The following is a 21,424-nucleotide window of genomic DNA, read 5'->3' on the forward strand; positions in this document are numbered from 1 at the left end:
GATGTTGCGCCCAATTTATTCCTGTCCAATCGACTCCAAAAACTCCGACCGGTCATCGCTCACCTGGGCCATGCAGTCGTTTTCGGCGATTTTGTAGGCGTCGCTGCCGGGTTTGGCCGGGAAGGCGGCGATCGCGCAGTCGGCTTCGCGCTGCTTTTGCCACAGTTGCTGGGCGGCCTTGATCTTGGCGGTGATGTCGTTGAGCTGGGCCTTGTCGCTGGCGTAGCGGGTTTGCAGGCGTTCGTTGAGGCTTTGCAGGTTTTCGTTGAGCAGTTGTTCGGCGGCGGCTTTGCCGTAGGCCGAACAGGCCAGGGTCTGGACGTCGTTTTCAACTTCGTCGCAGGGGTTGGGTTCGGTGTCTTCGGTCGCGTGGGCGACGGTGCTGATCAGTGCCAGGGCGAAGAAAATCGATTTCATCGGTTGTCGCTCGAGTCCGGTTGAATCCAGTGGTGCAGCGGATTCTGGCGCAAGCGCCGGGTAAAGAACAGATGGGCAGGGTGGGCCTGTCGCAGCCCATTGTCGCGGATTGACGCTTTCGGCAATTCCCCTGTCGTTTTTGCACCCGGTCGCGACGGCCCTCAGGCATATGCTGGCCCCAAAGCGCCGGCACACGATTCGGCGCATGAATCGCCAACAAGGGGACTGCCTGATGAGCCCAGCCGAATTGCACGCCGACAGCATCGTTATCGACGGGCTGATCATTGCCAAGTGGAACCGTGACCTGTTCGAAGACATGCGCAAGGGCGGCCTGACCGCAGCCAACTGCACCGTGTCGGTGTGGGAAGGTTTCCAGGCCACCATCAACAACATCGTCGCCAGCCAGAAACTGATCCGCGAAAACAGCGACCTGGTGATCCCGGTGAAGACCACCGCCGACATCCGTCGCGCCAAGGAGCAGGGCAAGACCGGCATCATCTTCGGCTTCCAGAACGCCCATGCCTTCGAGGACCAGCTCGGCTATGTCGAGATCTTCAAGCAGCTGGGCGTCGGCGTGGTGCAGATGTGCTACAACACCCAGAACCTGGTGGGCACCGGCTGCTACGAGCGCGACGGCGGCCTGTCGGGCTTCGGTCGTGAAATCGTCGCCGAGATGAACCGCGTCGGCATCATGTGCGACTTGTCCCACGTTGGTTCCAAGACTTCAGAAGAAGTCATTCTCGAATCGAAGAAGCCGGTCTGCTACTCCCACTGCCTGCCGTCCGGTCTGAAAGAGCACCCACGCAACAAGTCCGATGAAGAACTGAAGTTCATCGCCGACCACGGCGGTTTCGTCGGCGTGACCATGTTCGCGCCGTTCCTGGCCAAGGGCATCGATTCGACCATCGACGACTACGCCGAAGCCATCGAATACACCATGAACATCGTCGGTGAAGACGCCATCGGCATCGGCACTGACTTCACCCAGGGCCATGGCCAGGATTTCTTCGAGATGCTGACACACGACAAGGGCTATGCCCGTCGTCTGACCAGCTTCGGCAAGATCATCAACCCCCTGGGCATCCGCACCGTGGGCGAGTTCCCCAACCTCACCGAGACGCTGCTCAAGCGCGGTCACCCGGAGCGGGTGGTGCGCAAGATCATGGGCGAGAACTGGGTCAACGTTCTCAAGGACGTCTGGGGCGAATAAACCCCGCTGCATCACTGAATCCTTTACCTGTGGCCACTCGCGCCGCAGGCACATCACGAATTTCCGGAGTCAAGTTTTCATGGCCAAGATCGCCCCGCAACTGCCAATCGAAGTCGACAGCGAAACCGGTGTCTGGACCTCCGACGCCCTGCCGATGCTGTACGTGCCGCGGCACTTCTTCGTCAACAACCACATGGGCATCGAGGAAGTGCTGGGCGCCGATGCCTACGCCGAAATCCTCTACAAGGCCGGCTACAAATCCGCCTGGCACTGGTGCGAAAAAGAAGCTGAATGTCACGGCCTGGAAGGCGTCGCGGTGTTCGAGCATTACATGAAGCGCTTGTCCCAGCGTGGCTGGGGCCTGTTCAAGATCCAGGACATCGACCTGGACAAAGGCACCGCCAGCGTCAAGCTCGAGCATTCGGCGTTCGTCTACGTGTACGGCAAGGTCGGGCGCAAGGTCGACTACATGTTCACCGGCTGGTTCGCCGGCGCCATGGATCAGATTCTCGCCGCTCGCGGCAGCCAGATCCGCACCGTGGCCGAGCAGGTCTACGGCGGTTCCGAAGAAGGCCACGACGACGGCCTGTTCATCGTCAAGCCGTTGTAAGTCGAGGATCGCGCCATGGCTTTTGAAGCAATGTTCCAGCCGATCCAGATCGGCAAGCTGACCATCCGCAACCGCGTGCTCAGCACCGCGCACGCCGAGGTCTACGCCACCGACGGCGGCATGACCACCGACCGCTATGTGAAATATTACGAAGAGAAGGCCAAGGGCGGCATCGGCCTGGCAATTTGCGGCGGCTCGTCCGTGGTTGCCATCGACAGCCCGCAGGAATGGTGGAGTTCGGTGAACCTGTCCACCGACCGCATCATTCCGCACTTCCAGAACCTGGCCGACGCCATGCACAAGCATGGCGCCAAGATCATGATCCAGATTACCCACATGGGTCGTCGCTCGCGCTGGGACGGTTTCAACTGGCCGACCCTGATGTCGCCGTCCGGCGTGCGTGAGCCGGTGCACCGTGCGACCTGCAAGACCATTGAGCCGGAAGAAATCTGGCGGGTGATCGGCAACTACGCCCAGGCCGCGCGCCGGGCCAAGGCCGGTGGCCTGGACGGCGTCGAGCTGTCCGCCGTGCACCAGCACATGATCGACCAGTTCTGGAGCCCGCGGGTCAACAAGCGCACCGACGAGTGGGGCGGCAGTTTCGAAGGCCGCATGAAGTTCGGCCTGGAAGTGTTGAAGGCCGTGCGCGCCGAAGTGGGTGACGATTTCTGCGTGGGCATGCGCCTGTGCGGCGACGAATTCCACCCGGACGGCTTGTCCCACGAGGACATGAAGCAGATCGCCAAGTACTACGACGACACCGGCATGCTCGATTTCATCGGCGTGGTGGGCTCGGGTTGCGACACCCATAACACCCTGGCCAACGTCATTCCGAACATGAGTTATCCACCGGAGCCGTTCCTGCACCTGGCCGCCGGTATCAAGGAAGTGGTCAAGGTTCCGGTGCTGCATGCGCAGAACATCAAGGACCCGAACCAGGCCACGCGGATCCTCGAGGGCGGCTACGTCGACATGGTCGGCATGACCCGCGCCCACATCGCCGATCCGCACCTGATCGCCAAGATCAAGATGGGCCAGATCGACCAGATCAAGCAGTGCGTCGGCGCCAACTACTGCATCGACCGCCAGTACCAGGGCCTGGACGTGCTGTGTATCCAGAACGCCGCGACCTCCCGTGAATACATGGGCGTGCCGCACATCATCGAGAAATCCACCGGGCCGAAACGCAAAGTCGTGGTGGTCGGTGCCGGCCCGGCCGGGATGGAAGCGGCGCGCGTGGCCGCCGAGCGTGGGCACGACGTGACGCTGTTCGAGAAGAAGGAATTCATCGGCGGACAAATCACCACTGCCTCGAAAGCCCCGCAACGGGACCAGATCGCCGGTATCACTCGCTGGTTCCAGCTGGAGCTGGCGCGGCTGAAAGTCGACCTGCGCCTGGGCGTGGCGGCGGATGCGCCAACCATCATGGACTTGCGTCCGGATGTGGTGGTGCTGGCCGTCGGCGGCCACCCGAACATCGAGCAGAACGAACACTGGGGCGCCGCCGAAGGGCTGGTGGTCAGCAGTTGGGACGTGCTCGACGGCAAGGTTGCACCGGGCAAAAACGTGCTGGTCTACGACACCATCTGCGAGTTCACCGGCATGTCGGTGGCGGACTTCCTCGCCGACAAGGGCAGCCAGGTCGAGATCGTCACCGACGATATCAAGCCAGGCGTGGCCATTGGCGGGACGTCGTTCCCGACCTACTACCGCAGCATGTACCCCAAGGAAGTGATCATGACCGGGGACATGATGCTGGAGAAGGTCTACCGCGAAGGCGACAAGCTGGTGGCGGTGCTGGAGAACGAATACACCGGCGCCAAGGAAGAACGCGTGGTGGACCAGGTGGTGGTAGAGAACGGCGTGCGGCCGGACGAAGAAATCTACTACGCGCTGAAGGAGGGTTCGCGCAACAAGGGCCAGATCGACGTCGAAGCACTGTTCGCGATCAAGCCGCAGCCGTGCCTTGAGCAGAGTGGCGATGGCTACCTGCTGTTCCGCATCGGCGACTGCGTGGCCCAGCGTAATACCCACGCGGCCATCTACGACGCCCTGCGGCTGTGCAAGGATTTCTAACGGCTTAACACCATCACCTGTGGCGAGGGAGCTTGCTCCCGCTGGGCTGCGAAGCGGCCCCAAATCATCAGTCGAGGAGCATCAGGTTTACACCTGGGGCTTTTTTGGGAGCGCTTCGCGCTCCAGCGGGAGCAAGCTCCCTCGCCACAAGTAGGTGCGTCGCTCTCACTGGCGCGCACATGACCCTGAGGTCTTTGGGAGCAACACCTATGTTGAACACCCTTCTTCCAATCCTGCTGTTCGCAGCCCTCGGCCTCGCGGCCCTGGGTGCCTTGCGGCGGGTGAACATGTGGCGCCGGGGTCGACCGTCGAAAGTCGACCTGATCGGTGGCCTCTTCGCCATGCCCAAGCGCTACATGGTGGATTTGCACCACGTGGTGGCGCGGGACAAATACATCGCCAATACCCACGTCGCCACGGCGGGCGGGTTTGTCCTGGCGGCGGTGCTGGCGATCCTGGTACACGGTTTCGGCCTGCAGAACCGTATCCTCGGCTATGCCTTGCTGTTCGCCACGTTGCTGATGTTCAGCGGCGCGATCTTCATCGCCCTGCGCCGTCGCAACCCGCCCTCGCGGCTATCCAAGGGCCCTTGGATGCGCCTGCCGAAAAGCCTGTTCGCGTTTTCCATCAGCTTCTTCCTGGTGACCTTGCCGGTGGCCGGGATTCTGCCGGCGGACTTCGGTGGCTGGTTGCTGGTGGCGCTGTTGGGGCTGGGCGTGCTCTGGGGCGTCTCGGAGATGTTCTTCGGCATGACCTGGGGCGGGCCAATGAAGCACGCCTTCGCCGGTGCCCTGCACCTGGCCTGGCACCGCCGTGCAGAACGTTTTGGTGGCGGCCGTTCCACCGGCCTCAAGCCGCTGGACCTGAACGACCCAGCCGCACCGCTGGGTGTGGAGAAACCCAAGGATTTCACCTGGAACCAGTTGCTCGGCTTCGACGCCTGCGTACAGTGCGGCAAGTGCGAAGCGGCCTGCCCGGCGTTCGCCGCCGGCCAGCCGCTGAACCCGAAAAAGCTCATCCAGGATATGGTCGTCGGCCTGGCCGGCGGCACCGATGCGAAGTTCGCCGGCAGTCCTTACCCAGGCAAACCCGTTGGCGAGCACGGCGGTAATCCACACCAGCCGATCGTCAACGGTCTGGTGGACGCCGAGACCCTGTGGTCCTGCACCACTTGCCGGGCGTGTGTCGAGGAGTGCCCGATGATGATCGAGCACGTCGACGCCATCGTTGACATGCGCCGGCACCTGACCCTGGAAAAAGGCGCCACGCCGAACAAGGGCGCCGAGGTGCTGGAAAACCTCATCGCCACCGACAACCCTGGCGGCTTCGCCCCGGGCGGGCGGATGAACTGGGCGGCGGACCTGAACCTGAATCTGCTCAGCGAGAAAAAATCCACCGACGTGCTGTTCTGGGTCGGCGACGGTGCCTTCGACATGCGCAACCAGCGCACCTTGCGCGCCTTCGTCAAAGTCCTCAAGGCGGCGAAGATCGACTTCGCCGTGCTCGGCCTCGAAGAACGCGACAGCGGCGACGTGGCCCGGCGCCTCGGTGATGAAGCGACGTTCCAGCTGTTGGCCAAGCGCAACATCCAGACCCTGGCCAAATACCGCTTCAACCGCATCGTCACCTGCGACCCCCACAGCTTCCACGTGTTGAAAAACGAATACGGCGCCTTCGATGGAAACTACCTGGTGCAGCACCACAGCACCTACCTGGCGGAAATCATCGACGCCGGCGCGCTGAGCCTCGGCCAGCACAAGGGCGACAGCGTGACTTATCACGACCCTTGCTACCTGGGCCGCTACAACGGCGAATACGAGGCTCCGCGCCAGGTGCTGCGTGCGCTGGGCATCGAGGTCAAGGAGATGCAGCGCTCCGGTTTCCGTTCCCGTTGCTGCGGCGGCGGTGGCGGTGCGCCGATCACCGACATTCCGGGCAAGCAGCGTATTCCTGACATGCGCATGGAAGACATCCGCGAAACCGGCGCCGAACTGGTGGCCGTGGGTTGTCCACAGTGCACCGCGATGCTGGAGGGCGTGGTCGAACCACGACCGATGATCAAGGACATTGCCGAACTGGTGGCCGATGCGTTGCTCGAGGATACGACCCCGAGCAAGCCGGTGGCTCCGGCCAAACGTGAACCTGCGGAGGTGCATTGATGAGCGACATCATCCGCCGCGACCCTCGCGCCGAGTGGATCGCCCGTAACCGGCTGCACCCGCTGCACGCGGCCATGCAACCGGTGCAGCACAGCTGGATGGGCCCTAACGGCGTCATTCGCAAGAACGTCCATGGGGTCGGCTTCATCGGCCCCAACGGCATCAAGCGCATCGACCGCAGCGGCGCCCAGCAGGGCGGCGCGACCAAGCGCACTGCGACGACTGAAGTGCAACTGCCGCTGCATCAGGTGCCCCAACCGGCGTTCTACATCAGTGTGGTCCCGGACATGGTCGGTGGCCGTCTCAGCAGTCACGACCGCGACCTGTTGGGCCTCGCCCATCAATTGGCGGGCGCGGACGGCGCGGTCCTGGCGGTGGTGTTCGGCGAGCATAAAGAGAATGCCTTCGCCACGGCGGGCGTGGACCGCTTGCTGGTGCTTGAGGGCGAGGAATTCAGCGGTTATGCACCGGAACAACGGGTCCAAGGCCTGCGGGCTGTGGATAACCAGTTCAGCCCACGCCATTGGCTGTTGCCTGACAGCCGCAGCGGAGGCGGTGAACTGGGTCGGCGCTTCGCCGCGGCTTTGGGCGAACGCCCGGCCACTCGTGTCTGGCAGGTCAAGGGCGAAGAGTGCATTGGCCGTGCCGGTGCTGGCCTGCAAGACCTGGCTCGGCCGTTGGCGCGACTGATCCTGGCAGCGGCCGAATGCGCCGAGCCGGTTAGCGAGACCCGCCACGAGGCCTTGCCGGTGGAGTTATCCACAAGCGTGGCGCGCAGCTTGTCGCGGATCGAGGATCTTGGTGCGGTGGCGGTGGATCCGGGCGCGATCCCGATGGCCGAGGCCGAATTCATTTTCTCCGGCGGCAACGGCGTCAAGGATTGGGAGCTTTTCCACAGGACAGCGGCGGCCTTGGGCGCCACCGAAGGTGCGTCGCGGGTGGCGGTGGACGACGGTTACATGGCTCGCGATCGCCAGGTGGGCGCCAGCGGCACCTGGGTCACCGCACGGGTCTACGTGGCCGTGGGGATTTCCGGGGCGATCCAGCACCTGCAGGGCATCGGTGCCTGCGACAAGGTGGTGGCGATCAACCTTGATCCTGGCTGCGACATGATCAAGCGCGCGGACTTGTCGGTGATCGGCGACAGCGCGGCGATTCTCCAGGCCCTGATCGCGGCGGTAGAGGCTTACCGCAACGAAGCCAGGCGCGATGCGGCTTAAGCTAAGGAAACGTTCATGAGTACCCAAGTGATCAGCCTCGTCTCCATCGGCGCCCACCCGACCTCTGGTCGGCCCCGGCGCGCCGAACAGGACGCCCGCGCCGTGGAGCTGGGCCTGCAACTGGCCGGCAATGAACTGCAAGTGCTGCATGCCGGCGACGTGGCCGAACCGGCCTTGCGCGCCTACCTGGGCATGGGCCTGGATGAGCTTCACGTGTTGGATAATCCAGAGGGCGCCGATGCGCTGCCGGCGCTGACCGAATATCTGAGAGACGCTGGGGCCCAAGTGGTGCTCACCGGCAGCCAGGCGGAAACCGGTGAAGGCTCGGGCATGCTGCCGTTTCTGTTGGCGGAAAACCTCGGTTGGCCGTTGGTGGTGGGGTTGGCCCAGGTCGAATCCATCGACAACGGCGTGGCCCTGGTGCTGCAAGCCTTGCCCCGCGGTCAGCGCCGTCGGCTCAAGGTGCGCCTGCCGTTTCTGGCCACTGTGGATAACGCCGCGCCGAAACCACGGCAGAGCGCCTATGGCCCGGCGCGGCGTGGAGCGTTGCAGGCGGAAGAAGTCGAAGTGGTCGACGACAGCCTGCTGGCGGTGGCAACCCTGCAACCGGCCAAGCCACGGCCCAAGCGCCTGAAGGTCATCAAGGCCAAGAGCGGCGCCGACCGCATGAAAGCCGCCACGGCCAAGGCCAGCGGCGGAGGTGGTCAGGTGCTCAAGGGTGTCACCCCGGAAGCGGGGGCCGAGGCGATTTTGAAGCTGTTGGTGGAGGAGGGGGTGGTTCGCTAATCCCAGGAACGCCCAGGCTCCCTGTGGGAGCGAGCTTGCTCGCGATAGCGGTCTGTCAGTTAGCGATGATGGTGCTGATGGTCCGCCATCGCGAGCAAGCTCGCTCCCACAAGGGCCGGCGATGCACCTGAGTATTGTGCCTGCCGAAATTTCACGGTTACCCACAATGCCTGTGTGTCCGGCTGTGGATAACCTGTTTGCCCCTCGCTGCAACCCATGTAAATCGCTCTCTGTAGACCTTCGCTCAAAAAACAACCAGTCTAACTGGCGGTTTTTATTAGCTTTTGTCTGCGAGCAATGCAGCATTCCAAGCCAGACTTGCCCCCAATCTCTGTTGGCGCTTCTGTGGATAAGATGTTCGCTCAACGCTGCAACCCATGCAGTACGGGGCTTCCATTGAGTTGATCGATTAATGATCAATCATCGACTTCAAGTAGAAAAACCACCGCCATAACACTGGGTTGGTGGCTGCTCAGCCTGTTTTCCATAAAATCGTCAAATTACCCCCAAACGCTGTTGGCGCTTCTGTGGATAACATGTTCGCTCTGTCCTACAGGCCACGCTGTGTGGGGCTTACGGCGTATTGATCAAAAACTGGTCAATCAGGTATGAAACTCCTGTTTGCAAATAAGTCACGGATTTTGTTCACATTTGCCCTGACAAAATCCAGATCACCTCATCACTTGTCCCCATTAGCTGTGGGTTGCCATGTGGATAACTTGTTCGTCGAACGCTACAGGTCACGGCGGGCTTAGCGCGGAACGCGCTAGATCAAATTTCATACAGTTCTAAGGAACCGCCTTGACGTATCGGTGTCGCCTGTCTTCACTCATGGCACAAGGACAGCGCGACTTTATCCATGCCGGTTCAGGGAGAACGCATGATGGATAGCAAGCCCCCCAATTCGTATCCCGCTTCAACCCCGACGTGCATGCCCACCCCTATGACCTCGTTACCCCGGCGCAACGGTCGGCGTGCCGCCAATCAGCGTGCACGCCTATAGCGCCTGAGGTTCCCTCCCATCAACACCGTTGACTGCCGCTCCAACCCATACGGGATAGCGGCCAGGCGTTCGTGCGCCTTGAAACTACAGGCAACCGCAGAGTTGCCCCTTCTGCCTGAGAGGACTTGAACATGACACGGATATCGACCCCCATCAGTGAAATCAAGGAACACTACGACGTGATCGTCATCGGTTCCGGCTACGGCGGCGGCATTGCTGCGTCGCGCCTGTCCCGGGCCGGGCGCAAGGTCTGCCTGCTGGAACGTGGCCGGGAAATCCAGCCGGGCGAATACCCCAATACATTGCTCGCTGCCACCGAGGAGTTGCAGGTGCACGACCCCGACGGCCACATCGGTTCGCGCACCGGGCTGTTCGACCTGCACGTCAACGCCCAGCAGAACGTGGTGGTCGGGTGTGGCCTGGGCGGCACGTCACTGATCAACGCCAACGTCGCCCTGGAAGCCGAGCCCGGCGTGTTCGAGGATCCGCGCTGGCCGCTGGCGATGCGCGAGCACAGCGACACGCTGCTCCAGGACGGCTACGCGCGGGCTCGGGAAATGCTCAAGCCCAACCCGTATCCGGCGTCCTCGCCGAACCTGCCCAAGCTCGACGCCCATAAGAAATCCGCTGATTACCTCAAGCAGGGCGCGCATTTCTACAAGCCGCCGATCAACGTGACTTTCGACAAGTTGCCGAACAACCTCAACCACGTCGGCGTCGAGCAGTTGCCGTGCAATGGCTGTGGCGACTGCGTCTCGGGCTGTAACAACAAGGCCAAGAACACCACGCTGATGAATTATCTGCCGGACGCCTGGAACCATGGCACGGAGATTTTCTGCCAGGCTGAGGTGCGGCACCTGGAGCGCGATGGCGACGGCTGGATCGTGCATTTCCAGTACCTGGACAGTGGTCGCGAAATGTTCTCGGCGCCAACGCTGTTCGTGCGCGCCGATATCGTGGTGGTGTCCGCCGGCACCCTGGGCTCCACCGAGATCATGTTGCGCTCGCGGGACAAGGGCCTGTCGATGTCTGCCCAGTTGGGCGAGAACATGAGCGGCAACGGTGACATCCTCGGCTTCGGCCACAACTGCGACCAGGTCATTAACGGCATCGGTTTTGGCGCTCATTCGGCCAAGGAGCTGGAGCCGGTGGGGCCGTGCATCACCTCGGTGATCGACATGCGCACCGAAGGCGACTGGCGCAGCCGCATGGTCATTGAAGAAGGTTCGATCCCCGGCGCCCTCGGCCGGGCCATGGTGCCGAGCATGGCGGCGTTCGCCGAGATGATCGGCGTGCCCACCGACACCGGCTTCGGTGCCGCCCTAAGGTACAAGGGGCGCGAAGCCGAAAGCTTCCTGCGCGGGCCGTACTACGGCGCGCTGCATAACATGCAGACCTACCTGATCATGAGCCATGACAACGGCAAGGGCCGCATGGTCCTCGATAACAAGGACCAGCTGCGTATCGACTGGTCCGGTGTCGGCGAGCAGGAAAACGTTACCCTCGGCAACGAGCGTCTGCACCAGAGCACCAAGGCCCTGGGCGGGATCTGGGTCGAAAACCCGATCTGGACCAAGCTGCTCAAGCACAGCATTGTCTCGGTCCATCCACTGGGCGGTTGCGTGATGGGCGAGGACGCCGCCCAGGGCGTGGTCAATCACAAGGGTCAGGTGTTCAGTGGCGCCAGCGGTACCGACGTCTACCCAGGCTTGTACGTGACGGACGGTTCGGTGATCCCGACGTCCCTGGCGGTCAATCCGCTGCTGACCATTTCAGCGGTGAGTGAACGCAACATGGGCCTGCTGGCGGCCGATCGCGGTTGGCTGATCGACTACACGCTGCCGTCGGCCCCGCGCAAACCAGTGGCGGCGCCGACCCTCGGTGTGCAGTTCACCGAAACCATGAAGGGTTATTTTTCCAGCGCCTTCACCCAACCCGAGGGCACCGACCTGCCGCTTTACGAGGAAGCTGCCAAGCGCGGCAAGGCGGACAACTCGCCCATCGAATTTACGCTGACCATCACTGCTGCCGACCTTGATCGTTTGATCAAGGAGCCGGAGCACGCTGCGACCCTGGTGGGTACCCTCGATGCCCCCCTGCTGTCGGCGAAGCCGTTGGTCGCCAGCAACGGCGTGTTCAACCTGTTCGAGCAGTATCAGGATCAGGTCGGCGTGCGGCACATGAACTACGACATGAAACTGACCGCTGAAGACGGCAGCGACTATTTCTTCAGTGCGTTCAAGACCGTGCCGGAGGACAACGGCGTGCTGAACATCTGGCACGACACCAGTACCCTCTACGTCACGCTCTATCGCGGGCCGGACAAGAGCGGCGCGGTGCTCGGCGCGGGGGTGATGCACATCCTGCCGGCGGATTTTGCCAAGCAGATGACCACCATGAAAGTGCTCAACGCCCGCAACGAGCGTGAGCGGGTGGAGGCGCTTGCGCGATTCGGCAAGTTTTTCGCGGGCATCCTGTGGGAGAGCTACGGCGGGGTGTTCGCCGGCGACGTCTATTTCAATCCGGACGCGCCGTCGCGCTTGAAACGGCCGCTGGATGCACCGGCCCCGGTGGTGCATTTCTTCCAGACCGAAGACCATGTCGAGCTGCGCCTGACGCGCTACCAGGCAGGCAGCAAGGGCCCGGTGATGCTGGTCCATGGCCTGGGCGTGGGCTCGAATATCTTTTCTACCGACACCATCCACACCAATCTGCTGGAGTACCTGTGCAAGCACGAATATGACGTCTGGCTGCTGGATTTGCGGGTGAGTATCCTGCTGCCGGCCAGCAAAAACGAATGGAACGGCGATCAGGTGGCCCAATACGACTTCAAGGCCGCTATCGGGCAGATCCAGCAGGCGACCTCGGCTCGTGACGTGCAATGCGTAGTGCATTGCTACGGCGCGACGACGTTCTTCATGTCGATGCTGGCGGGCTTGCAGGGCGTGCGCTCGGTGGTCTGCTCGCAGATCGCCGCCGACACGGTGGTCGCCACCGCCACCGGGTTGAAGGCCGGTTTGCATTTGCCGGGGATGCTCGACGCCATCGGCATCAAGTCCATGACGGCCTATGCCGACACTAAGGAAAGCTGGTTCAACAAACTCTACGACAAGGCCCTCAACGGCTACGCCCGGATCGAGGCCCAGGGCTACTGCACCAATCCGGTCTGCCACCGCATCACGTTCATGTATGCGTCGCTGTACCGCCACGACACCCTCAATGAAACCCTGCACGACAATCTGCATGAATTGTTCGGCGAGTCGAACATCCAGACCTTCGAGCACCTGGCGCTGATCGTGCGCAAGGGGCACCTGGTGGACTTCAACGGCAACGACGTCTACATGCCGCATTTCGATCGGTTGAAGTTGCCGATCTGCTTCATTAGCGGCGCCGACAACCAGTGCTACTTGCCGCAGAGCACCCTCAAGACCTACGAACGGTTGTGCGAGATGCACGGTCCGCAGTTGTTCAGCCGTCATGAGGTCCCCGGCTACGGCCACATCGACTGCATGTTCGGCAAGGACGCGGTGGTGGATGTGTATCCGATCATCCTCGGGCACCTGGAGAAGACGGCGCTCGGTTGAAGTATGACTATCCCGTGGCGAGGGAGCTTGCTCCCGCTCGGCTGCGAAGCAGTCGTCGCTTTTGAAGTCTTGGGGGCCGCTACGCGGCCCAGCGGGAGCAAGCTCCCTCGCCACATGGGTTTTGTGGTGAGTCAGGAATAAGGAAAAGGATGCCATGAATACTTGTATCCGCTGGTTCCAACGCATCATCTGGATCGGAATCGTCATGAACATGGTCTTCGCGATCCCGGCGTTGTTCGCGCCGGCGTTACTGACCTCCATGCTTGGCCTGCCGCCGGTGCTGTCCGATCCCTGGCTGGAAAACGCCGGCATGTTGCTGGTGGGGATCAGCCTGTTCTACATGCCTTCGGGGTTCAACGCGCCGCGTTTCGTGGTGCATTCGTGGTTATGCGTGCTGTCGCGTCTGGTGGCGGTGGTGTTCTGGATCTACCTGATCAACACCAACAACCAGGGCCAACTGTTCGTGCCAATGTTGATGGGCGACCTGAGCATGTTCCTGATTCTGGGCGTGCTGTTGTATCTGGGCAGCCCGGCGGCCAATCGTCCGCTGGCCTTGCTCCGGGCCGGTTGGCGCGAATGGCGTGAAGGCTGGGCACATCGCTGGCAAAGCCATGGCTTCAAGGTAGGCGCGCTGATTGTGCTGCTGGTGCTTGGCTTTATCGGCTACCAGACCTGGTATCAGATGATCCGCGAGGTGCCGCAGCCGGACTTCGCCTCCGACGAAGATCATTACAAATACGCCGCCATCGGCCTGGGCATCGAAGCGCGGATTCCCTACTACCTGTTCGCCGTGCTGCCACAGATGTGCCCGGAAAAACTGCCCAAGCCAGGCGGTTATGAGGTGTTCGGCTTCCTCTATGAGAACGGCAACGACCTGCCCATCGGCATGGCCAAGCGGCAGCTCGGTTACCCCACGGTGGAGCCCAACTGCGCGCTGTGCCACACCGGTTCCTACCGGGCCAATGCCACTGACGTAGCGGTGCCGGTCGCCGCCGCGCCGGCCAATACCCTGCAATTGCAAGCCTTCCAGTGGTTCGCCTACGAGTGTGCCAGCGATCCGAAATTCACCCCGGACGCGGTGATGGCGGCGATCAACGGCAAGTTCCAGCTGGGGTTCTTCGAAAAGCTCTATAACCGCTACCTGATCATTCCGATGGCCAAGAGTGCGCTGCTCAAGCAGAAACAGGCGTACGCCTGGCAGAAGCTGCGTCCGGCCCAGGGACCGGGGCGGACCGACACGTTCAACCCGACCAAGATGGTGGTCTTCGGCTTCCCGGATGACTCCACCATCGGCACCGTGGACTTGCCGCAGGTGTGGAACCAGAAACCCCGCGAGTCCATGTACCTGCACTGGGACGGCAATAACAACAAGATCCACGAACGCAACTACGCCGCAGCCATGGCCGTGGGCGCGACGCCGGAATCGGTGCTGCCGCCGAGCTTCAACCGGGTGACCAACTGGTTGCTGGGCCACAAGCCACCGGCCTGGCCGTTCACCCTGGATCAGGCGAAAGTCGCCCAGGGCAAACCGATCTGGGAGCAGAACTGTGCCGGTTGCCACGACTTCGGCCGCAGCGACACCGGCCAGGTCACCACCAACATCGACCAGTTGGGCACCGATCCCCATCGGCTGAATTCCTTCACCACCGGGCTGGTGGCGGCGTTCCATGGTTTCAAGAAACCGCCGTTCGACTTTGGCGCCTACCGCAAGACCCAGAGCTACAGCAACACGCCCACCGACGGCATCTGGCTGCGCGCGCCGTACCTGCATAACGGTTCGGTGCCGACCCTGTGGGATCTGCTGCAAACACCCGAGCAGCGCCCGCAAGTGTTCTACACCGGCTCCGACATCTACGACCCGCAGAAGGTTGGTTTCATCACCAGCGGCGCGCAGATGAAGGCGTCGGCGGATTTCAAATACGACACGCGGCTCGAAGGCAACCACAACGGCGGCCACCTGTACGGCACGCAGCTGTCGGACGTCGACAAACGGGCTTTGATCGAATTCATGAAGACCCTGTAGTCCGGGGCAAAACGAAGGAGCGTTGACATGTCATTACTGCACCATTGGGAACATGAGTTCGACAAGGTCAAGGTCCGCTTGCACGGCTTGGTCACGCGGCTGGAAATGTCCTGGAAAAAACTCGTCAACGACCTGGAGCCCGAGGAGTTCCAGGCCATCGTCAAGCTGCTCGAGCGTGGCCACGCTCAAGCCCGGCATGTCATTGATCATGGTGATTTGCCCGACGATGAGCCGGCCGTGCCATGGGAACTGGCCCACGGCCTGTCGATTCTGAAAATCGGCAACGCCACGCCTTTGCCGCAAAAGGAAGAGGAACTGCCAACCCGAGTGCTCAAGGACGGCACCTTGCTCGGTTGCCGCAAATGGGAGCTGCTGGACCTGTTGTGGAGCGAGGCGCTGCTCAAGTGGATCGAGAACCTGCGTCACCACGCACCGTTCGCTACCACCCCGGCGCTGGTGAAAATGGACAATGACGTCGTGCTGGCCATTGCCGGCGACTGGGGCACCGGCCCGTTCGACAGTCACGCACCCGCCGTGGCCGTCGCCAACCAGATGCAACTGGCCCAGGCCGATTTCACCATCCACCTGGGCGATGTGTACTACGCCGGCACCCATTCCCAGGAAGACGTCGACATGGCCGGCTGGCCCCAGGGCAGGCACGGCTCGTTCACGCTCAATTCCAATCACGAGATGTACAGCGGCGCCCACGGTTATTTCCGGGAGTTGGCCAAGCGCTTTCCGGTGCAGCAGGGCACCAGCTATTTCGCCCTGTACAACGATGACTGGCTGGTGGTTGGCCTGGACAGCGCCTACGCCTCGGACGCGATGAACCTGTACATGGACGGCACCCTCAACACCCAGCAGATCGAGTGGATGAAAAGCCTGCCCAAGCGCAAGAAACTGATGGTGCTCAGTCATCACCAGGGTTTTGATATTTCCGGACACCACAAGACCGCGCTCTACCAACCGGTGTGCGACGCCTTGGGGCGTGAGCCGGATTACTGGTATTGGGGCCATTTGCACAACGGCATCTGCTACGCGCCGCAAGGCGGGCTGCAGGCGCGTTGCGTCGGGCATGGAGCGATTCCCTACGGCACCACCAGCGAGTTGAACGGGCATCCTCGGGTGTTGTGGTCGGAAACACAATTGGCGGGGGACGAGGCGTATCCGGAGCGGGTGTTGAACGGGTATGTGAAGGTGCGGCTGGCGGGGGAGGAGATTGTCGAGACGTTTTATGGGGAGGATGGGTCGGTGCGTTGGTCTTCAAGATAATCGGGTAAATATAGAGCCGCCTTCGCGAGCAGGCTCGCTCCCACATTTGATCTTCGGTGCGCCAAAGAACCCTTGTGGGAGCGAGCCTGCTCGCGAAGATTTGGATTTTAGCCCTGGACCGGAACACCCTTGAGGTACGGCGCCGGTTCGGCCCCGAGGTTGTTGAGCATGCGCTCGCTGTACCAGTCGACGAAATTCACCACGCCGAATTCGTAAGTCTTCGAGTACGGGCCCGGCTGGTAGGCGGTGGAGTTGATGCCGCGCTGGTTTTCTTCGGCCAGGCGACGGTCCTGGTCGTTGGTGGCGTCCCAGACCTGGCGCATGCGCTCTACGTCATAGTCCACGCCTTCGACCGCGTCCTTATGCACCAGCCATTTGGTGGTGACCATGGTTTCCTGGGCGCTGATCGGCCACACCGTGAAGACGATGATGTGGTCGCCCATGCAGTGGTTCCATGAGTGCGGCAGATGAAGGATGCGCATCGAGCCCAGGTCCGGGTTCTTGATGCGGCCCATCAGTTTGGCGCAGCCCTGCTTGCCGTCCATCGTCATCGACACGGTGCCCTTGAGCAGCGGCATGCGCACGATGCGGTTGCGCAGGCCGAAGCTGGCGTGGGCGTAAGGGATCTTCTCGGCATCCCAGGCGGCAGCGGAAGCGGCCACGTGGTCCTTGAACGCCTGGTCGGCTCGCGGATCGGTGACGTCGTCCCATTCCAGCAGGGTCTTGAGCAGTTCGGGGTGCGAGGCGTTGCAGTGGTAGCACTCGCGGTTGTTTTCCAGCACCAGTTTCCAGTTGGCCTTTTCCATCAAGGTGGTTTGCACCGCCACCTTGGTGTTTTCCATGTCGTAGGGTTCCATGTAGTGGTTCAGGGTCGACAGGAAATCATCGATGGCCGGCGGGTTCTCGGCCAGGCTGATGAAGATGTAGCCGCCGGCGGTCTTCACGTTCACCGGCTTGAGGCCGTACTGCTTCATGTCGAAGTCGGCGCCCATCTCGGTGCCGGCGAACAGCAGGCGACCGTCCAGTTCGTAGGTCCATTGGTGGTAATGGCAGACCAGCTTGGCGACCTTGCCCTTGTCGCTGGTGCACAACCGCGAGCCACGGTGGCGGCAGACGTTATGGAACGCATGCACCACGCCTTCGGCGCCGCGAATCACGATGATCGGGTTCTTGCCGACCTGCAGCGTCAGGTAGTTGCCCTTGGCCGGGATTTCGCAGGTCATGCCGGCGATCAACCATTCTTTCTGAAAGATTTCCTGCATGTCGATATCAAACAGGCGCTCATCGGAGTAGAACGGCTGCGGCAGCGAAAAGGTCCGCTCGCGCTCTTGCAGCATTTGCGCGGTGGCCTTGCGTGCGGGTTCCAGCGGATCGCCCAGGCTCAGGGTAGTGGTGACGTCCATCGTTTTATCCTCATGGCCATCTCTGTGGCCGGCGAAAGTGGCTAATCAAGGGTGCTACGCAAGGCAGAAATATTGTTTATCCGTTGGGGCGAGTGTGGGGCCGCGCAGGGGCGCAACCTTATCCATGGGCGACATGGCCCAATCTGTTCCCGACGCGCGAGCCCCGGTAGTTGGGGGCTGGTCGCGATAAGTATGTGAATGTCGCAGATAGGTAAATGGCGGTGCAGGCGCCTGCGCACAATCGCCATCATGAAGGCCGACAGTCGGCCGTGGAGATCAGCATGTCCAACAATTTCCTGAACCCGGTCACCACCCAGACCTGGGCCAATGGCCGACATATCGTTCGTTGCGTCAAAGTCATCCAGGAAACCTGGGATGTGCGCACCTTTTGCTTCATGGCCGACCAGCCGATCATGTTCTTTTTCAAGCCCGGGCAGTTCGTCACCCTGGAGCTGGAAATCGAAGGCCAGCCGATCATGCGCTCCTACACGATCTCCAGTTCGCCGTCGGTGCCCTACAGCTTCTCGGTGACCATCAAGCGCGTGCCGGGGGGCAAGGTTTCCAACTGGCTGCACGACACGCTGCACGAAGGCCAGGAACTGGCGGTGCACGGGCCGGTGGGGTTGTTCAATGCCATGGATTTCCCGAGCCCGAAGGTCCTGTACCTCAGCGGTGGTGTCGGAATCACGCCATGCATGTCCATGGCCCGCTGGTTCTACGACACCAACGCCAACGTCGACATGACCTTCGTCCACAGCGCCCGCTCGCCCAAGGACATCATCTACCACCGCGAGCTGGAGCACATGGCGTCGCGGATCGATAACTTCAGCTTGCACCTGATCTGCGAAAAGCATGGTTTGGGCGAGCCGTGGGCCGGGTATCGTGGCTACCTGAACCACAAGATGCTGGAACTGATGGTGCCGGATTTCCTTGAGCGCGAAGTGTTCTGCTGCGGCCCGACGCCGTACATGAGCGCGGTCAAGCGTCTGCTGGAAGCGGCCGGCTACGACATGAAGCGCTACCACGAGGAATCCTTCGGCGCCACGCCACCGGAAGCTCGCGCCGATGCGGTGGAGCAGGCCGAACAGGCGGCGGATGCGCCTGAAGTCGACCAGGCGGACCTGCATCAGGTGGAATTCGTCGCGTCGGGCAAGAGCATCGGCGTAGCACCGGGCGAAACCGTCCACGCGGCAGCAGCCAAGCTCGGCCTGATGATTCCCAAGGCGTGCGGCATGGGCATCTGCGGCACTTGCAAGGTTATGAAGCTCGGCGGCGAAGTTGAAATGGAACACAACGGCGGCATCACCGAGGACGACGAGGCCGAGGGTTACATCCTGTCGTGCTGCAGCGTGCCGAAGGGGGATGTGCGGATCGAGTTTTAACCCGCAGCGAGCCCCCTGTGGCGAGGGAGCTTGCTCCCGCTGGGCTGCGCAGCAGCCCCATGCGATCCATCAGTTAGCTCGTGCTTACCGGAGGCGACTGCTGCGCAGCCGAGCGGGAGCAAGCTCCCTCGCCACGAAAGCCCTGAAGCTTTAAAGGGCAAACGGCCTTGATGCATCGGTGGTTGCCTCAGGCGCTCATCACTTCCCGAATATCCGCCGCCAACTCCCGCACTCGCGCTTCTTCGGTATCCCACGAGCACATGAACCGTGCGCCGCCTTTGCCGATGAAGGTGTAGAAGCGCCAGCCCCGGGCGGTCAGCGCGGCGATGGCCGGTTCCGAGAGTTGCAGGAACACGCCGTTGGCCTGGACCGGGAACATCAGCTCGACGCCAGGAATGTCGCTGACCAGTTGCGCCAGCAATTGTGCGCAACGGTTGGCGTGGCGGGCATGCTTGAGCCAGGCGTCGTTCTGCAGCAGGCCGACCCAGGGGGCGGAGAGGAAGCGCATCTTCGAGGCCAACTGGCCGGCCTGTTTGCAGCGATAGTCGAAATCTTCCGCCAGGTCGTGATTGAAGAAGAGGATCGCTTCGCCCACCGCCATGCCGTTTTTCGTACCGCCGAAGCACAGCACGTCGACACCGGCCTTCCAGGTCAGGTCGGCCGGGGTGCAGCCGAGGAAGGCGCAGGCATTGGAGAAGCGCGCGCCGTCCATGTGCAGGTTCAGCCCCAGTTCCTTGCAGGTGACGCTGATGGCGCGGATTTCTTCCGGGGTATAGACACTGCCGACTTCCGTGGCCTGGGTCAGGGTCACCACGCGCGGCTTGGGATAATGGATGTCCTGGCGCTTGAGGGCGATCTCGCGGATCGACTCGGGGGTCAGCTTGCCGTTTTCGGTGCGCGCCACCAGGAGCTTGGAGCCGTTGGAGAAGAATTCCGGCGCGCCGCATTCGTCGGTTTCGACGTGGGCGGTTTCCGAGCAGATCACGCTGTGGTAACTCTGGCACAGCGACGACAGGGCCAGGGAGTTGGCCGCAGTGCCGTTGAACGCGAAGAACACTTCGCAGTCGGTTTCGAACAAGGCACGGAAATCATCCGCCGCGCGGTGGGTCCATTCGTCGTCGCCATAGGCGCGCTGGTGGCCCTGGTTGGCTTCTTCCATGGCCGCCCAGGCTTCGGGGCAAATGCCGGAATAGTTGTCGCTGGCGAATTGTTGGCTCTTGTCGGTCATGGCCTTGCTCCTTGAATAGAGAGTCCTGGGTAAGAGATCCCTGGTGGAATTCCCGGGTGAGGGGTTCCATGGTTCGGCGTGTTTGGGTCCACAGCGCCGTGGTCGATAGTGGTGCGCACTTTACCCAAGATTAGCGAGGGAGCACACGGGATGTTTAGGTCAGAAAATCACAAAATCAGCGGGCCGCAGTACGCATGAGTCAGCGCGACGCTGCGCTGGACCTGCTCAAGTGGCTGGCACTGTTGTCGATGGTCCTCGATCATCTGCGATATGTCGGTTTTTCCGCCGATTGGCTTTATGTGCCGGGGCGCTTGGCGTTTCCCTGGTTCTGCCTGGCGATGGCGACCAACCTCGCACGCAACGGCGCCAGCTCGCTTCCGTGGCGTTACCTGGGCTGGCTGTTGCTGTTCAGCGCCATCAGTGAAATCCCCTACCGCTTGTTCGTTCCCAACCCCACGACATTGAACGTGATGCCGACGCTGGTGCTGGGATTGTTGCTGGCGCGCTGTTGGCAAACCCCCACCTTGCAGGCGCGATGCCTGGCGGTGGCGGCGCTGCTGCTGGCGGCGCTGTGCTCGTCACAGTTGATGTTCGGGTTCTACGGCGTGCTGCTGCCGTTGGCGATGTTGCTGGTGCATCGCCGGCCTTGGTATTTCGCGTTGCTACCGGGAATGCTCTGCGTGGCCGCCAATCAATGGCGAGTGTTGTATGGCGCGGCATGGCTGGGCGACACGGTGGCGCTCTGGGGTCTGGTGGCTTGCCTGATCGCGCCATGGCTTGGGCTGGCGCTTTTGCGACAGGCGGGGCGTTTTCGTCCAGTGCCCATGCGGCGCTGGGCGTATGCGCTGTATCCCGGGCATTTCCTTATATTGCTCGCGGTCCGCCAGGTCATTGCATAACCCTTCGTGGCGAGGGAGCTTGCTCCCGCTGGAGGGCGAAGCCCTCCCAAAAGGCCACCCCGGATTTACCTGATGTGCCGAGGCGTCTGGTCTTAGGGCTACTTCGTAGCCCAGCGGGAGCAAGCTCCCTCGCCACAAGGGCCGTCTTCGAT

The 21,424-nt window shown here is 62.0% G+C and carries 14 protein-coding genes; 11 read left to right on the forward strand and 3 right to left on the reverse strand.

Features of this window, described 5'->3' with window-relative positions; all coding sequences use genetic code 11:
* Positions 1-15 precede the first annotated feature (15 nt).
* Positions 16-417, reverse strand: a complete 402-nt coding sequence (locus J3P96_RS02345; protein ID WP_434655090.1) for a lysozyme inhibitor LprI family protein — start codon at positions 415-417, stop codon at positions 16-18.
* Positions 418-649: 232 nt separating this feature from the next.
* Between J3P96_RS02345 and J3P96_RS02350 the strand changes: the two genes are divergently transcribed.
* The 9 genes from J3P96_RS02350 (at position 650) to J3P96_RS02390 (ending at position 16,360) form a co-directional block, all read left to right on the forward strand.
* A complete protein-coding gene (locus J3P96_RS02350) occupies positions 650-1,627 on the forward strand; it encodes a dipeptidase (RefSeq protein ID WP_030139307.1) in 978 nt (325 codons plus the stop codon).
* 79 nt (positions 1,628-1,706) lie between these two features.
* Positions 1,707-2,237: a DUF5943 domain-containing protein gene (locus J3P96_RS02355; RefSeq protein ID WP_018612374.1), complete on the forward strand. Its 531-nt coding sequence runs from the start codon at positions 1,707-1,709 to the stop codon at positions 2,235-2,237.
* A 15-nt stretch (positions 2,238-2,252) separates the two neighbouring features.
* The gene (gene dgcA, locus J3P96_RS02360; protein ID WP_434655093.1) at positions 2,253-4,313 is read left to right on the forward strand and encodes a dimethylglycine demethylation protein DgcA; all 2,061 of its coding nucleotides are present in this window, start codon (positions 2,253-2,255) and stop codon (positions 4,311-4,313) included.
* A 209-nt stretch (positions 4,314-4,522) separates the two neighbouring features.
* Positions 4,523-6,472: a dimethylglycine demethylation protein DgcB gene (dgcB, locus tag J3P96_RS02365; RefSeq protein ID WP_434655096.1), complete on the forward strand. Its 1,950-nt coding sequence runs from the start codon at positions 4,523-4,525 to the stop codon at positions 6,470-6,472.
* Positions 6,472-7,692 (forward strand): electron transfer flavoprotein subunit alpha/FixB family protein, encoded by a 1,221-nt coding sequence (locus tag J3P96_RS02370; protein WP_434655099.1) that lies wholly within the window; start codon positions 6,472-6,474, stop codon positions 7,690-7,692. The genes dgcB and J3P96_RS02370 overlap by 1 nt, the downstream gene beginning before the upstream one ends.
* Positions 7,693-7,707: 15 nt before the next feature.
* Positions 7,708-8,478, forward strand: a complete 771-nt coding sequence (locus tag J3P96_RS02375; RefSeq protein ID WP_434627552.1) for an electron transfer flavoprotein subunit beta — start codon at positions 7,708-7,710, stop codon at positions 8,476-8,478.
* 1,134 nt (positions 8,479-9,612) lie between these two features.
* The gene (locus J3P96_RS02380; RefSeq protein ID WP_434655102.1) at positions 9,613-13,065 is read left to right on the forward strand and encodes a GMC oxidoreductase; all 3,453 of its coding nucleotides are present in this window, start codon (positions 9,613-9,615) and stop codon (positions 13,063-13,065) included.
* 154 nt (positions 13,066-13,219) lie between these two features.
* Positions 13,220-15,088: a hypothetical protein gene (locus J3P96_RS02385; RefSeq protein WP_434655105.1), complete on the forward strand. Its 1,869-nt coding sequence runs from the start codon at positions 13,220-13,222 to the stop codon at positions 15,086-15,088.
* Positions 15,089-15,115: 27 nt separating this feature from the next.
* The gene (locus tag J3P96_RS02390; protein ID WP_434655107.1) at positions 15,116-16,360 is read left to right on the forward strand and encodes a metallophosphoesterase; all 1,245 of its coding nucleotides are present in this window, start codon (positions 15,116-15,118) and stop codon (positions 16,358-16,360) included.
* Between the two features lie 107 nt (positions 16,361-16,467).
* Here the strand turns inward: J3P96_RS02390 and gbcA are convergent, their stop codons facing one another.
* Positions 16,468-17,763 carry a glycine-betaine demethylase subunit GbcA gene (gene gbcA, locus J3P96_RS02395; RefSeq protein WP_305498304.1) on the reverse strand — a complete coding sequence of 432 codons (1,296 nt, stop codon included), beginning with the start codon at positions 17,761-17,763 and terminating at the stop codon, positions 16,468-16,470.
* Between the two features lie 281 nt (positions 17,764-18,044).
* Here gbcA and gbcB point away from each other — a divergent pair, with 281 nt between their 5' ends.
* Complete coding sequence (gene gbcB / locus J3P96_RS02400) at positions 18,045-19,145, forward strand: glycine-betaine demethylase subunit GbcB (protein ID WP_305498306.1); 1,101 nt, start codon at positions 18,045-18,047, stop codon at positions 19,143-19,145.
* 187 nt (positions 19,146-19,332) lie between these two features.
* Here gbcB and J3P96_RS02405 read toward each other — a convergent pair whose 3' ends face one another.
* Positions 19,333-20,373 carry a low specificity L-threonine aldolase gene (locus J3P96_RS02405; protein WP_434655109.1) on the reverse strand — a complete coding sequence of 347 codons (1,041 nt, stop codon included), beginning with the start codon at positions 20,371-20,373 and terminating at the stop codon, positions 19,333-19,335.
* A gap of 194 nt (positions 20,374-20,567) precedes the next feature.
* On the opposite strand from J3P96_RS02405, the gene J3P96_RS02410 reads away from it, so the two are divergent.
* Positions 20,568-21,272 (forward strand): TraX family protein, encoded by a 705-nt coding sequence (locus tag J3P96_RS02410; RefSeq protein ID WP_434655111.1) that lies wholly within the window; start codon positions 20,568-20,570, stop codon positions 21,270-21,272.
* The last annotated feature ends 152 nt before the right edge of the window (positions 21,273-21,424 follow it).

Source organism: Pseudomonas sp. R3-56 (genome assembly GCF_051132075.1).
Classification (GTDB): domain Bacteria; phylum Pseudomonadota; class Gammaproteobacteria; order Pseudomonadales; family Pseudomonadaceae; genus Aquipseudomonas.